Source organism: Pseudoalteromonas sp. SCSIO 43201 (genome assembly GCF_023716725.1).
GTDB lineage: Bacteria > Pseudomonadota > Gammaproteobacteria > Enterobacterales > Alteromonadaceae > Pseudoalteromonas > Pseudoalteromonas peptidolytica.
On sequence record NZ_CP072683.1, the window covers coordinates 3,036,259 to 3,050,880 of the forward strand.

General features: G+C 42.1%; 11 protein-coding genes and 1 other RNA gene. 7 read left to right on the plus strand and 5 right to left on the minus strand.

Annotated elements, in window-relative coordinates; all coding sequences use genetic code 11:
* Positions 1–86 precede the first annotated feature (86 nt).
* The gene (locus J8Z24_RS13075) at positions 87–1,034 is read left to right on the plus strand and encodes a D-2-hydroxyacid dehydrogenase (protein ID WP_125251638.1); all 948 of its coding nucleotides are present in this window, start codon (positions 87–89) and stop codon (positions 1,032–1,034) included.
* Between the two features lie 188 nt (positions 1,035–1,222).
* A complete protein-coding gene (locus tag J8Z24_RS13080; protein ID WP_128732384.1) occupies positions 1,223–1,600 on the plus strand; it encodes a DUF3192 domain-containing protein in 378 nt (125 codons plus the stop codon).
* 124 nt (positions 1,601–1,724) lie between these two features.
* Here J8Z24_RS13080 and J8Z24_RS13085 read toward each other — a convergent pair whose 3' ends face one another.
* From J8Z24_RS13085 to J8Z24_RS13100, 4 genes are all read right to left on the minus strand, one after another.
* Positions 1,725–2,627: a GGDEF domain-containing response regulator gene (locus J8Z24_RS13085; RefSeq protein ID WP_176031986.1), complete on the minus strand. Its 903-nt coding sequence runs from the start codon at positions 2,625–2,627 to the stop codon at positions 1,725–1,727.
* A gap of 9 nt (positions 2,628–2,636) precedes the next feature.
* A complete protein-coding gene (locus tag J8Z24_RS13090) occupies positions 2,637–6,332 on the minus strand; it encodes a hybrid sensor histidine kinase/response regulator (RefSeq protein WP_176031987.1) in 3,696 nt (1,231 codons plus the stop codon).
* A 69-nt stretch (positions 6,333–6,401) separates the two neighbouring features.
* Entirely contained in the window at positions 6,402–7,802 is a 1,401-nt protein-coding gene (locus J8Z24_RS13095) for a PhoH family protein (RefSeq protein ID WP_125251634.1), read from the minus strand.
* A gap of 155 nt (positions 7,803–7,957) precedes the next feature.
* On the minus strand, positions 7,958–8,098 hold the full coding sequence (locus tag J8Z24_RS13100) for a hypothetical protein (protein ID WP_167508290.1): 141 nt from the start codon (positions 8,096–8,098) through the stop codon (positions 7,958–7,960).
* Here J8Z24_RS13100 and rapA point away from each other — a divergent pair.
* The 5 genes from rapA to yacG all read left to right on the plus strand — a co-directional run bounded on the left by rapA (position 8,097) and on the right by yacG (position 14,173).
* Positions 8,097–10,994: an RNA polymerase-associated protein RapA gene (gene rapA, locus J8Z24_RS13105; protein ID WP_125251633.1), complete on the plus strand. Its 2,898-nt coding sequence runs from the start codon at positions 8,097–8,099 to the stop codon at positions 10,992–10,994. The genes J8Z24_RS13100 and rapA overlap by 2 nt on opposite strands.
* A gap of 101 nt (positions 10,995–11,095) precedes the next feature.
* Positions 11,096–11,749, plus strand: coding sequence for a bifunctional tRNA pseudouridine(32) synthase/23S rRNA pseudouridine(746) synthase RluA (gene rluA, locus J8Z24_RS13110; protein WP_176031988.1), 654 nt, complete (start codon positions 11,096–11,098; stop codon positions 11,747–11,749).
* 174 nt (positions 11,750–11,923) lie between these two features.
* Positions 11,924–12,106: non-coding RNA, 6S RNA (gene ssrS / locus J8Z24_RS13115), on the plus strand.
* Positions 12,107–12,404: 298 nt separating this feature from the next.
* Positions 12,405–13,763, plus strand: a complete 1,359-nt coding sequence (locus J8Z24_RS13120; RefSeq protein WP_176031989.1) for an L-cystine transporter — start codon at positions 12,405–12,407, stop codon at positions 13,761–13,763.
* A 167-nt stretch (positions 13,764–13,930) separates the two neighbouring features.
* Positions 13,931–14,173, plus strand: coding sequence for a DNA gyrase inhibitor YacG (gene yacG / locus J8Z24_RS13125; protein ID WP_125251631.1), 243 nt, complete (start codon positions 13,931–13,933; stop codon positions 14,171–14,173).
* 117 nt (positions 14,174–14,290) lie between these two features.
* Here the strand turns inward: yacG and J8Z24_RS13130 are convergent, their stop codons facing one another.
* Positions 14,291–14,599, minus strand: a complete 309-nt coding sequence (locus J8Z24_RS13130) for a helix-turn-helix domain-containing protein (protein ID WP_128732380.1) — start codon at positions 14,597–14,599, stop codon at positions 14,291–14,293.
* Positions 14,600–14,622 lie beyond the last annotated feature (23 nt).

A 14,622-nucleotide genomic window follows, 5' to 3' on the forward strand; every position in this document is an offset into this window, starting at 1 on the left:
ACTCCTCAGTCCCGAAGATTATCCTAGCCGATATGATAAGTATAAACCTTAGAGTTAACTCCAAAGTCAAGTAAAGGATAAAAATAATGCAAATAGTGGTTTTAGACGCTAAAACTCTTGCCAATACCGACCTTACACCTATTGCTAAATTAGGCACACTCACATCTTATGATATGACCGCCTACGAAGACATCTTGTCTCGATGTGAAAACGCAGAAGTCATAATTACCAATAAAGTCAAACTTGATGCGAAGCTCATTGCGTCTTTACCTAAATTAAAGCTGATTTGTGTCGCAGCCACCGGGGTTAATAATATCGAGTTAGAAGCAGCTAAGGCACATCATGTTGCGGTGGCAAATGTAGCTGGTTACTCAACCCCCTCTGTTGTTCAGCATACTTTTACTATGTTAGGTAATTTGATGACAAATATTCATCGTTACCAACAAGATTGCCAAGCTGGACGCTGGCAGCAAAGCCCTATGTTTTGCCGTTTAGATTACGACATTAGCGAAATCGCAGGAAAGCATTTTGTCATTATAGGGCATGGCGCTTTGGGTGAAGCGGTTGCAAATGTTGCCAAAGCATTTGGTGCAAAGGTGATCATTGCTGAGCGTAAAGGCGCCACTCAAGTTAGAAATGGCCGAATGGCTTTTACTGAGGCACTACGTATTGCTGATATTGTGTCTATCCATTGCCCCCTGACAGCAGAAACTGAAAACTTGATTGATGACGCTGAGTTTGCAGCACTTCAAGGTCATGCTTTTATAATAAATACAGCAAGAGGTGGGATAGTAAACGAGCAAGCTCTTGTTAATGCACTTAATAATAATCAAATTGCAGGAGCTGCGGTGGACGTGTTAACACATGAACCTGCTCGCACAGATAATCCATTAGTGAACTATCAAGGCGATAATTTGCTACTCACCCCTCATATTGCATGGGCAAGTAAAGAGGCTATTGCACGCTTGGTAAATGAGATCGCACTCAATATTAACGCATTCGCCTCCGGCACAGACAGAAATAGAGTGGTCTAGTTACTTGAACAATGATGAATATCACTAAATTTTGGTAAAAATGTAACCCCCAGGTTGGACATAAAAAAGCAAGTTATTGATATTATTAAACATTACAAGTTGGCAAAAAGTTTGCATTGATAAGGTACAAAAAAGTGAAAAGCTGTTTACAATAAAAAACAGCAATAAAGAGCAAAAAGGAAAGAATAATGAAAAAATTAATGTTAGTAGCAGCACTAAGCTCGACTCTGTTATCAGGTTGTATTGTTGCAGTATCGGATGGTGAAGTTGAGCACGGCTGGGCATCTAAATACAATTCGAATTGGGAACAAAAGCAGCGTGAAAACCGTGAAAAGATAGCGGATTTTAAAATGGGCACCGATTACGCAACGGTAAAAGAAGCGCTGTCTACTCCTGACTTCAGTGAACTCGTGGCAAAAGATGGTGATAATTATCAAGTGCTTTACTACGCTACAAACAGCAAGCATTCAGATGGAAAAATAACCAAAGATGAATGTACTGCGCTAGTATTCAAAAATAATCAGCTTATCGGCTTTGGTGATAGCGCACTTAAACAAATTCTGTAACGTGTATACACACCAAGGATGGTGTAATTAAGACAAGCTACAAAGCAACTACACAACCTATTGCGTGCCCATTCTTTATCTAAGCTCGAAACCATGCTGAGCTATAGCTTTTATAAAAAACGTATTATATCTGTTTGATAAATATTGTACTCTGTTGCTTTTGCGCTTCTGCCAGCGCGCTATCAGCATTTTTTATCAATTCGTTGAGCTCTAGGGTTTTATGTTGCTCAATATGGACAGCCCCGATACTGACACTAACATGTGCACAAATGGGAGAAGCGATATGTGGTATTTTTAACGCATTAACTGCATCATGAAGTGACTGTGCAATTGATGTTACAGTATCAATATCATGCTGCGCCGATACTAATGCAAAGCGAGTACCATCGAAGCGACCTATAAATACGCTGTAGCGTGCGGCCGTTTCTTCTAGCGCTTTAGCCACCTTAAACAAACAAGTATCACCATGCATATAACCATAATGCTCGTTAAACGTTTTAAAGAAATCGAGTTCAACCAACATGATAGAAAAACAGCCCTGTGCAGCCTCACTTCCGGTTAATAACGCTCGCATTTGTTCATCTAAACGTCTACGATTTGGTAATTCTGTCAATCCATCCAATGAAACCAGCTTTTCTAGTAAGTCATTCTTTTTCTTAATTGCCAGATGATTTTTGAGTCTTGTTTTTACTATCAGAGGGTTAAAAGGCTTTGTAATATAGTCTACGGCGCCTAATTCGAGTCCCCTCGCTTCGTCTTTAAAACTCACGCTACCCGATATGACTATCACCGGGATCCCATAAGTGCTCGCGTCTTTTTTTAGCTTCTCCAAAATGGTAAAACCAGATCCATTGCCCATAGCAACATCTAAAATAATCAGATCGGTACGATTCGCTTTTACCTCATCGATGCAAAACGCAGGATCTTCACAGTGAAAAAGTGTGTGATCCTCACTCAGGATGTTGGTTAATACCATTTTGTTTATCGGGTCGTCATCAATTATAAAAATATGCTCAGCTTGCTGCATCCCTTAGTACTACCTTCTTTGCTCAATAAAGCATATGACTTGAGATAGTGCGGTGGTAAGTTTATCCAAGTCTGTGCGATTTGTTATAGTTGTAATTTTTTTACTTTGCGTTTCAAGGTCTTTGGCCACTTTAGCAAGCCGCTTAAACCCTAATCCCGCAGCCGCCCCTTTGATGCCATGTGCAAGTTCAAATAAAGCTGCCCCCTGTTCAAGTTGGCTGACCTGTTCTAGGTAATCATGACAAAGTTTAGCAAATTTATCTAACATTGTTTGCAAAAACGTTTCATTTTGCATCATCTGTGACAAGGCAAACTCATAATCAAAAAATGCCTCTGTAGTAAACTCTGACTTAACAATATTACTTGCAAGCGTTTTACAAGCTTGAGCGCTACTAATGGGTTTTACCAAATAGTCATTCATACCGACTTTAGCAGCCTTCGCACGCTCTTCTTTACTTGCATTTGCAGTCAACGCGATAATCGGAAGCTCAGCTGCTGAGCATATCTTTCTTATTTGTTGAGTGGCTTGATAACCATCAACCTTGGGCATATGAATATCCATCAAAATGACATCAGGACTTAAGGTTTGTACTATTTCCTGAATTCTCTCAGCACTTTGAAGTGCAACTGTCGATATGCCATTCTTTTTCAACATATTTTCAGTAATATCCAGATTCAGACTGTTATCATCTACCACCAAACACAGCGCGCCTGCTACTTGCACACAACCACTATCCACGGTTTGCGTCATGTGAGCAAACTCCGCAAGCCAAGTATATGCAGATTGATAGAACACATGTTGATTCAGGGCGATATGGTTATTTTGCTCTGTTAGTTGCTCGTCACAATGTAATATAACGGCCTTAGTACTCGCTAAAACACCTGCAGGTAAATTGGCACAGTGTGGAGGCACAACCACGATGGACTGCTCCAAATCTTCAGCACTTTGCGATACTTGATCTAACAATATAGGGGTTGCCAGTCCCGCGAGGTAGCTCGGCAATTGCTCCTGTGTGTCAACAAGACAGTAAACGGCCTTATGGCTCTCGACAATGGGGCAAGCTCCTTTATCCACAACCAATTCAAAAAAGAAGCAACTACCTTGGTTGGGCGTCGAGTCAACGGTAATATTTCCTCCCAGTAATGCCACTTCTTGTTTTACGATCGCAAGTCCAAGACCAATCCCTTCATGTCGTCGAGTAAAGCTCTCGTCCCCTTGAGTAAAGGCGTCAAAGAGATGTTCCACTTGTTGTGCTTTAATCCCAACACCAGTATCCCACACTGCAAACTTTATTGTTTGCTTAGCCGTTGTATCCGCTGTGACATCAACTTTTAAGCCAATTTGGCCTTGATTGGTGTACTTAACTGCATTACTTAATAAGTTAACTAGTATTTGTTTGATCTTGTCTTCATCGCTATACAGATAGGGCCAAACTAAGGCGTCAATTTGCAACTCAAATGATAAGCCTTTTTGCACACACAAAGGCTTTATCAACGACTCTATGGCCGTAAATGCCTGACAAGCTTGAAAGGTCTCGTACTGGATAGTGCCTTGGTGACTCTCTACTTTTGCAAATTCCAAAATGCTATTGAGCATTGCCAATAGTTCGTTTGCAGCACCAGAAAGCTGTTGCAATTTTTTACTTTGCAGTCGTGTTAGCGACTCACTATTTATCATGTCCGCAAGACCTAAAATAGCATTGATTGGCGTTCTAATTTCATGGCTAATATTTGCGATAAAGCGGCTTTTAGCAAGTGTTGCACGTTCAGCGTCCTGCTTCGCAAGCAGCAGGCCTGTAATATTTTGAATATGAATAACATAGTATTTTGGGCGTTTGTCCTTATCCCAAACCAAAGAGATGCTAAGTTGAAGCCACCTGTGCTTACCTGCCTGCGAAACCGTGTGTTCTACTACTTTTTTTTGCTGCTTTAATAACCCAGCTAACACACTTTGAAGCGACTGCCAGTTTTGTTCATCAAACAACCGCTCCAGCTGCTTTTCTCCGGTGTTTTTATCTAAGGATAAAAAGCGCTTTGCAGCTTTGTTCATTTCCAGTATTTTGCCATCTATTGCTGATAAAATAACCCCATTGGGGGCAAACTCAGTTGCCGCTCTAAAGTTTTCTTCAGAATCTCTTAAAGCGTTGTAAGCTTCTTGAGCTGCTGTAATATCACGTGCAACGCCCAAGCACCCAATCAACTTTCCAGTGTCTGATTTAAGTGGTGTGATAGTTAAAAAGTAGGTATTTTTACCCAATACAAAGTTGGTAGACACTTGTTCTTGTGAGTGTTCCATTAATGCCTCTTGCTCAAGTAAAATAGTGAGGCCTGAGGTAACTTCTCGTTGAGTTTTCGCCACCAATAAAGACTTATCCACCCCCATAAACTCCTCAAACGCTCGGTTACAGCCAATGAAAGAGCCATCAATATTTTTGAAGTAAATGATGTCTGGTACCGAGTCTAATACGGCATTTAATAATGCAGCTTGGCGCTCCTTAGCTTCAAAACTCTGCTTTAGTGCTTGCTGCTTACGCTTTATTTCGTCATCAAGCTCTTGGTTATGCTGCTTTAGCGTATGCATTAAGCGCGATTTTTGCTCTACGACTTGTTTGATTTGAGCAAACCATGGTTGCCATTCTGAGGGAATAGGATAATTTAACGTCGTTTCAGGTGAGTGTTCCTGTAACGAGAGATAGTTGACAAAGTGCGTTAATGGCCGCACAAAAATCTGCCGACTAAGCCACACAATGGTGGTAAACGTAAATAATATAAAAAAGAGCAATAGCGCAAGCTCTAGCAATATTTCTCGTTGCAGGGGCGCGGCAAATTGTGCATAGCTTTCATGATAATTTAAGCTAATAGGTTCTTTAGCTGGCTCTGCAATAAAGTGTAATCCGTACTGCCAAGGCGCAGCAGACTTTGCAAGCCCGGCATGCTCATAGTCAAAACGCTCCCCCGCAATGATTTCATTACTTTGGTTTTTAAACTCCATGGTTCCATCCAAAGAGCCTATGTTTTGCAGCCAACGATCAATAATATGACTATCGTAAATCATTAAAATATGGGTATTGTCGACTGTCGAGAGCTTTTTACCAAGAGCGAACATTTGCCTATCAAAAAATTTAACTGGAGAGCCAACGACAATATTACCAAGGCTAAAGTCGGGCTGAAATTTACCGCGCACTAGCTGAGTAATAAAGTGGCTGCTCGTGGCCTCCCTACGTTTAATAAAGGCAAAGCCATCATCTTCGATATAAGCAACTGCATATAGCCCACCTTGCAGTGCCAAAGCTGCATCAAAAGCGGTATTAAGTGACAACACGGTCTGCCAACGCTTAGTTGCAAATAAGGCCTCGTTTACCTGCCCTCTGCCAACAATTTCGCCGCCGCTATTTGGCAGTGCATGATAATAATGCTCAGGGTGCTGTTCTATGTCTTCCAACCATTCTGGTGGTTTCTGAAAAGAGATTGGCTGCGCGAGATTAACTGCAATACTGTCTAACACAACATGTGCAGCATAAAACTCTTGTTTGAGCTGTTGAGAAACGTATTCATACTGACCAAAACGCACTTTATATTGGCGTTCGAGTTTAATTTGATACAGGTGGTAAGCTAAAATGAGTACCAACAAGATAGGAATAACCACTGCAACTAAAATTCCCTTTCGATAGCTTCTTAGTGGTAAAAATTCTTTAGTTGCATCCATTTACTGGCTCATTCCCGTTTGCACACATACGTATTCAAAAGAGTAACGAGCCAGCCGATTCAAGGCAAGTTATAAATTTTCTTCCGCAAAACTGGCTAAGCGACTCCTTACAACGCCATTTAAATTGATGGTAGCACTGCCTTCAAAGTCTTTAAATCGCTCCACAATATAAGTCAATCCAGATGTAACTGGGGTTAGATAATTACTGTCTATCTGTGCCAAGTTGCCGGTACAAATAAGCTTAGTGCCCTCGCCACAGCGAGTAATAATGGTTTTTAATTGCGAGGCGGTTAAGTTTTGGCTCTCATCCAAAATAACAACCGCATTTTGAATACTGCGGCCACGCATAAAGTTCACCGACTTAAATTGGATATTTGCTTTCTCCATGATGTAGTTTCGGCTCGTGACAGGGCTCTCATCATGTTTATGAAGCACCTCTAAAGTATCGGTGATGGCTGCAAGCCAAGGCGCCATTTTTTCTTCCTCGGTGCCGGGTAAAAATCCGATGCTCTCTGCGATTTCAGGTGTGTTACGCGTCACAATGACTTTGTCGTAAATACCTTTTTCAATAATCATCTCTAGTGCGCTCGCAAGCGCTAGTAATGTCTTACCGCAACCCGCAGGCCCTGTTAGTATCACCAGTTCAATATCAGTATCAAGTAACGCATCCAATGCCATACCTTGGTTTATATTCTTTGGTTTTACCCCCCATGCTTGACGGTGCATAAGGCGCTCAACACCAAGGTCTTTTAATCTGATGTGCTCATCATCATACCCCACCACTCGCGCTGCAAAATGATTTGTATCATCAATAAGATACTCGTTGCAAAACACATCAGGCACCAATGATTTTGGTACCTCATGGATAGTATAACGGCCATTTTGCTGCGTTTGACACTCCCCAACATCTTGCCAAAAATCGCCATCAACCTTTTTAAACCCACTGGTAAGTAATGCAATATCATCTATCAGCTGATCAGTGCGATAGTCTTCTACATATTTAAGCCCAGCCCCCTTCGCTTTTAGCCGCATGTTAATGTCTTTGGTAACCAATAAGACTTTTTTGTCACTATATTGCGTTTGTAAATGTACCGCACAGTTGATGATCCTATGGTCATTTTCATTACCAGGTAACCCTGATATAGAGTCAGGAAATAAATGATCATTAACAATTATCAACTTTCCAGAACTTGGCGTTCTGTGGTTTTCAAGTTTTAATGTTGGTAGCGCTACCCCCTCTAGCATTTGCTCTGGCGTTGCATCGCGCAGTACATCATCTAATCCGCGAATTGCAACTCTCGCATCTCTACTTACATCACTCTTTCTATCTTTGATGTGGTCAAGTTCTTCTAAAACTGTCATGGGAACGACAACGTCATGCTCTTGGAAAGAAAGGTAAGCGAGTGGTTCGTGGAGAAGTACGTTGGTGTCTAGTACGTATACTTTATGGTCTTTATCTTGTTTTACCATAGCGCATTCCTGTTGTTTACAGATTATTATGCTATACCCAATACACGGTGAGTGTGACAAATTATGCTTTGGGTATAGGTCAAGTTTAGTCTATTTGTCATAAAAGTCGCTTTTATGACAAAAGAAAATACAACTTGCGTTTTGTTAAAAAACAACTAGTTGGCTAATGGCATGCCAATTTCGTCCAGCTCCTTGTCAAGCTTGATTTGTAAAGCAGTGTACAGACTTTCATATTGAACAAATGGGCGTGAATAGGTAACATAGCCGCCTTTTTTCTGCATAGACGAGATAACCATGAATTTTTCCTTAGGTCAGCGCTGGATCAGCGATACGGAATCAGATTTAGGATTGGGCACGATAGTGGCACTTGAGGGGCGTCAAGTGACTATTTTATTTCCTGCTAGCGGAGAAAACCGTGTTTACTCAGTACAGGAAGCACCTGTAACTCGAGTGGTATTCAACCCAGGCGATGTGATCCGCCATGTTGAAGAGTGGGAACTGCGTGTTGACAGCGTGGAAGAGCAAAATGGACTATTTTGCTATCATGGTACTCGAGTTGACAATGAAGAAGAGACTTCATTTAAAGAGACCTTTCTTGATCACTTCCTTAAATTCAATAAACCTCAAGACCGTCTATTCGCAGGCCAGATCGATCGTTTTGACCGTTATACGCTACGTTATCAAACTTGGCAGCATCAGTTTGATAAAGAACAGTCTCATCTCAAAGGGTTGATAGGTCAGCGTGCAAGCCTTATTCCGCACCAGCTTTACATTGCCGATGAAGTCGGTAAGCGTTTTGCACCTCGCGTACTTCTGTCTGATGAAGTAGGCCTAGGTAAAACCATTGAAGCAGGTATGATTTTACACCAGCAAATCTTATCTGGCCGTGCCAACCGTGTGTTGATTGTAGTTCCTGAAAACTTGCAACATCAATGGTTAGTCGAGATGCTACGCCGCTTTAACCTGCACTTTTCTATTTTTGACGAAGAGCGTTGTAGTGAAGCGTATGCAGATGCACCGAATGTATTCGAAACAGAACAACTGGTACTGGTTAGTCTAGAATTTATTACCAAAAAGCGCCGCTGGTTTGAGCAAGCTACACTCGCCGATTGGGATCTACTGATTGTCGATGAAGCGCACCACCTGACAGTCACTAAGGAAAAGCCAAGCACTGAGTATCAACGTATTGCAGAACTTGCTCAAGACATTCCTGGATTGATCTTGCTAACTGCAACACCAGATCAGCTTGGCCACCGCAGTCACTTTGCGCGTTTGCAGCTGCTAGACCCTGACCGTTTCTATGATTACGACGTGTTTGTAGAAGAGGAAAGCCATTATAAAGAAGTTGCAGAAGCCGCGAACAACTTACTGCAAGATAAAAAGCTAGATGCAAAAGAAGAGCAAACACTTTGTACATTGCTAAAAGAAACCGATATTTCAGAGCTGCTAGCAAAGGCACAAAATGGCGATAGCGACGCCAAAGCTGAAATCTTGTCTATGCTATTAGACCGCCATGGTACTGGCCGTATTCTATTTAGAAATAGCCGTAGTGGCATTGATGGCTACCCAAGTCGTTTATTACATCAATACCCAGTACCTTTACCCAAGCAATACAAAACAGCCATGTCGGTAATGGGTAACATTGGCGGCATTCAAAGCCCTGAATTTAACGCGATGCGTGCATTATTCCCTGAAAAAATCTTCCAAGAATTTGAAGGTGAAGGAAGCGGCTGGGCACAGTTCGACCCCCGCGTTGAGTGGTTAATTGCTAAATTAAAAGAGCTAAAGCATGAAAAAGTACTCCTTATTTGTGCCAAAGCAGAAACCGCGATTAGCCTTGAGCAGGTGTTACGTGAACGTGAAGCCATTAAAGCGGCAGTATTCCACGAAGGCATGTCGATTATCGAGCGTGACCGTGCGGCGGCATTTTTTGCCGATGAATACGATAGTGCGCAAGTATTGCTCTGTTCAGAAATTGGCTCTGAAGGTCGAAACTTCCAGTTCTCACATCACTTAGTGCTATTTGATCTGCCGCTTAACCCTGACTTGCTTGAGCAACGTATTGGTCGCCTTGACCGTATTGGTCAAAAACATGATATCAATATTCATGTGCCTTACTTTGAAAACACCGCACAAGAAGTATTACTACGTTGGTATCACGAAGGCTTAGATGCGTTTGAAACCACCAGCACAACAGGACAAATGCTGTATAAATCTTTCTCTGATGATTTGCTGGCGCTAATTGCTGAACATAATTGTGACGAAGACGAGCTAGATCCATTATTAGAGCAAGCCGCAAAAGAAAATGCTCAGCTGCGCACAAAGATGGAGCAAGGCCGAGACCGTCTACTTGAGCTTCACTCTAGTGGTCAAGGTAAGACAGATAACATCGTTGCTGAAATCGAAGCGCTTGATAACGACGTAATCTTGCCTGCATTCATGATTAATGTGTTTGATACTTTTGGTGTTAATCAAGAGGACAAAGGCGAGAATACCATTATCCTGAAGCCTACTGAGCACATGCTAAACCCATCGTTTCCATGCTTAAAAGACGACGGGATCACGGTAACCTTTGATCGCGACACAGCATTATCGCAAGAAGATGCGCATTTTATTAGCTGGGATCACCCTATGGTCAGTGGCGTCATGGATATGATTTGCAACGACGACTTTGGCTGTGCATCCGTTGCGCTGTTGAAAAACAACAAGTTACCTGTAGGCACTTTCTTTGTTGAATTGATCTTTGTGGCTGAGTCTTCGGCACCTAAGTCACTGCAATTAGGTCGCTTTTTACCTCCCACGCCAATTCGCGTGCTAATGGACAAAGGCGGGAACGACTTAGCACAAAATGTTGCATTTGATGCTTTCAATCAGCAACTTTCTGCCGTTGGCAGACAAACAGGTAGTAAACTTGTAAATGCACTACAAAGCGCAATCCATCCACTTATCACACAAGCAAGTGATATCGCCCAAACTCAGCTTGAAAGTATTCAAGCCAGTGCGATGGATAAAATGCAAAAGCAACTCGGTGATGAGCAAGGTCGTCTGCAAGCACTAAAAGCCATCAATCCTAATATTCGCGATGAAGAGATAAAGGTTTTTGATAAACAAAGAGCGGAGCTGAGCACACACATTGAAAAAGCACAGCTCAAGTTAGACGCTATTCGTTTGATTGTGGTTGCGAACCAGTAACTCCCTAGCATGAAGAGAGCTGCGGCTCTCTTCATGCTACCGCTTAATAAGCAACTCATATATAATACCCGGCTTGGTTCTTGTTCGTACAGAGGCAGCTGGTGTTATTAAATTACGCTCCCCCCCTTTCTCCCTATCTTGACATTTTGTACCAAGATGAAGATATGTTAGTGATCAATAAGCCCAGTGGTTTACTTACTGTACCAGGCAAAGATCCAAAACACTGGGACAGCGCTATCGCCAGAGTAAATTTTGTTTACCCCACAGCAAGAATTGTACACCGCCTTGATATGGCAACATCGGGCGTATTATGCCTTGCCATGCACAAAGCAGCGCATCGACACCTGAGCATCCAATTTCAAGACCGCTTAACCCACAAATACTACATCGCTCGAGTTCATGGCAAATTACAGCAACAAACGGGCTCTGTTGATTTACCACTTGTGTGTGATTGGCCAAATCGCCCAAAACAAATGGTTTGCCATGAAACAGGAAAGCCTTCATTAACGCATTTTGAAGTCATCGAATATGAAGCGCAGGCCACCCGAGTTAAATTGACTCCCATCACTGGGCGCTCTCATCAACTCAGAGTCCATATGCTTTCACTTGGACATGTCATTCTTGGCGATCGACTATATGCCAAAGATGAAGCATTAGCAGCAGCGAAGCGGCTGCAATTACATGCACAGATGTTGCAAATTTCACATCCCACAACCAATGAGATGATGACCTTTACTGCCCCCACACCTTTTTAACTTAAGATGTAGATAAGGAATAAACTAATAATAATGGAGTAAATATTGAGCCGAAGTTAACGCCCAGATTAACGCTTGGTCAGTCACTAAGCAAACTGGGGAAAAACCATGCGGTTGACACAAAAATTGCAATACTATGGTTTCGTGATCGGCAGATGTTTTATATACTGTAGTTGTTCCCTAGCTCGTCGGACAGCTGATTAAGTCCCTGAGCCGATAAATTTCGTTTAGGATAGCAGTTTGTCTACTATTGAGCATGCTCGGCATGTACCGAGAAGCCTACGGTAGGCTGTTGCTCTCCGCCTTGAACCTCAGGGTTCAAGGGCTGACATTGGCATCCACGAAGCCGGGGAACAATCTCCTCTTTCTTTATTCAATTGCTTTTTATCTATACATTTGCAACAACAAACATCTCTTCAACCTCACTAACTTTTATCAAGTTCAACATTTAAAGCTCTGTGAATGTAAGTATCCTGAACTTGGGTTAAGTAATCTGAGCTTCGGTTAAGTAAGGATCTACAATTAGTATCTCCTAGAAAACTTTTACCTGTTTTGATAACCTTTTGTTCTATTCCATAGTGAAAGAATATTTTAGCAAAATCACTAAAACCGCTATAGTTTCGCGTTATTTTTTAATGTTTCGAAAGGTATCATGATGTCTTTTGCTGTTATCGCCGCATTGGTGGTGTTTGTTGCCATACTTTTCGGTCTTTATCGCTTTCAACAGCGCGCTGAAACGCTCTCTCGCACTGTATTACTCGGCTTAGTTGTCGGTAGTGTATTTGGGCTCGCACTACAATTTGTTTTCGCTAATGATCTCTCGACAAAACAAACAGTATTAGATTGGGTCGCTATTGTTGGCAGTGGCTATGTAAACTTGCTTAAAATGGTGATCATGCCTCTGGTATTAGTGTCTATGATTGCAGCAGTGGTCAAGCTCGACAATCAAGGCTCTCTCGGTAAGATTTCTTTTGTCACTATCGCTATATTAGTATTTACCACGGCGATTGCTGCCCTGATTGGTATTTTTATCACTCAAGCATTTGGGCTAAGTGCAGCGGGCTTGGTGGAAGGCGCGCGCGAAACTGCACGAATTGCTGTACTTGAACAAAGAGCAACAACAGTCGCTGATTTAACCATCCCACAAATGTTGCTCAGCTTTGTACCAACTAATCCATTTGCAGACTTAACAGGCGAACGTTCTACCTCTATTATCGCTGTGGTAATTTTTGGCGTATTAACTGGTATTGCCGCCCGTAGAGCCATCATGGAAGAGTCAAACTTAAGCAGCCCAATAAAGAATGCGGTTGAGGGCGCACAAGCCGTTGTACTTCGTCTTGTACGTATGATCATCGCCCTTACACCTTATGGTGTTGCAGGCTTGATGGCAAAAGTAATAGCAACATCAAGTATGGCCGATATAGTTAGTCTATTAGGCTTTATCATCGCGTCTTATGTGGCAATTTTACTGATGTTTGTTGTCCATGGCTTGTTAGTTACTTTGGTTGGAGAGAATCCAAAACAGTTTTTCCAAAAGATTTGGCCTGTTTTAACGTTTGCCTTCACCTCTCGTAGCTCTGCGGCAACCATTCCACTTAATGTTGAAGCGCAGATCCACAAGCTCAATGTACCTCCCGCCATCGCAAATTTATCCGCTTCATTTGGTGCGACAATCGGACAAAATGGTTGTGCTGGTATCTATCCAGCGATGTTGGCGGTCATGGTTGCGCCAACGGTTGGCGTTGACCCTTTTGCTATCGACTTCATCGTATCCTTAGTCGCAATGGTCGCAATTAGCTCATTTGGCATTGCAGGAGTTGGCGGTGGCGCCACCTTCGCAGCTCTAGTTGTGTTACCTGCTATGGGACTTCCCGTGACAATTGCTGCACTGCTAATTTCAATTGAGCCATTAATTGATATGGCAAGAACGGCACTCAATGTATCAGGCTCAATGACTGCAGGTACTGTAACAAGCAGACTATTGAAACAAAAAAATATGGATGAAGCGGCCTAATTAAATCTGTTCAGAGGTAGTGTTGTATCACTACTTCTGAACTAGGCTCTCTTAAACCCAGAGTTTTTAGTCGGTAAAACAAAGTACTAAGGCACTTAGTTCACAAACCCTCTAAATACCATTAGACTTACAGCATCAGAAAATGAAGTTATGAGTTGTAACACGTTATGCCGACGATAGTAAAATGCCCAACCTGCCAAAAAGATGTTGAGTGGGCTGATAAGAGTCAATTTCGCCCATTTTGCTCTAAGCGCTGTCAGCTTATTGATTTGGGTGACTGGTCAGATGAATCTAACAAGATTTCTTCCCCGATGAAAACCGGCGAACTTACTCAGCAAGATACACAAAGCTTAATTGAAGACATCGAAGCTGCTTTAGCAAAAAATGAAGACAGTTTTTTCAAAGAGTAGTAGAGGCCGTTATCGGCCTTTCATTACTTTTTATTTCCAAAAAATACCGCTTGTACAAGCGTTTTAGTAGGTTATTACAGCACTAAATAAGTAAAAAATACTGACGGCTAACAATCGTTAATTTGATTCTCTTTGTTCATTACTTTCTGTATCAGGCTCAATCTTTTTTGTACCTTGTTCATAGCTTTTTGCTATGTGCCCCGCTCCTTCCAAGATATCGCTTAGTTGAATGCGGCAGATTTCTGATAATTTTATCAATGTACCTAAACGAAATGAGCTGGTTCCATTTAGGTAATCATCTAACGTGGTTAGACCGATCCCAAGCTTTTGACTCACTGTTTTTTTAGTGTAGCCCTTACGCTTTTTAAGCTCTTTAAGCAACTCTCGGATCCTAAGTGTCACCTCATATTCTTCAGGTGTCTGCATGTTTTCCTCAGTGATACCTAGTA

What these genes read in the sequence shown, in the direction of transcription:
- J8Z24_RS13075 (WP_125251638.1), top strand. Translation starts at nt 87, where the DNA reads ATGCAAATAGTGGTTTTAGACGCTAAAACTCTTGCCAATACCGACCTT.
- J8Z24_RS13080 (WP_128732384.1), top strand. Translation starts at nt 1,223, where the DNA reads ATGAAAAAATTAATGTTAGTAGCAGCACTAAGCTCGACTCTGTTATCA.
- J8Z24_RS13085 (WP_176031986.1), bottom strand. Translation starts at nt 2,627, where the DNA reads ATGCAGCAAGCTGAGCATATTTTTATAATTGATGACGACCCGATAAAC.
- J8Z24_RS13090 (WP_176031987.1), bottom strand. Translation starts at nt 6,332, where the DNA reads ATGGATGCAACTAAAGAATTTTTACCACTAAGAAGCTATCGAAAGGGA.
- J8Z24_RS13095 (WP_125251634.1), bottom strand. Translation starts at nt 7,802, where the DNA reads ATGGTAAAACAAGATAAAGACCATAAAGTATACGTACTAGACACCAAC.
- rapA (WP_125251633.1), top strand. Translation starts at nt 8,097, where the DNA reads ATGAATTTTTCCTTAGGTCAGCGCTGGATCAGCGATACGGAATCAGAT.
- J8Z24_RS13100 (WP_167508290.1), bottom strand. Translation starts at nt 8,098, where the DNA reads ATGGTTATCTCGTCTATGCAGAAAAAAGGCGGCTATGTTACCTATTCA.
- J8Z24_RS13120 (WP_176031989.1), top strand. Translation starts at nt 12,405, where the DNA reads ATGTCTTTTGCTGTTATCGCCGCATTGGTGGTGTTTGTTGCCATACTT.
- yacG (WP_125251631.1), top strand. Translation starts at nt 13,931, where the DNA reads ATGCCGACGATAGTAAAATGCCCAACCTGCCAAAAAGATGTTGAGTGG.
- J8Z24_RS13130 (WP_128732380.1), bottom strand. Translation starts at nt 14,599, where the DNA reads ATGCAGACACCTGAAGAATATGAGGTGACACTTAGGATCCGAGAGTTG.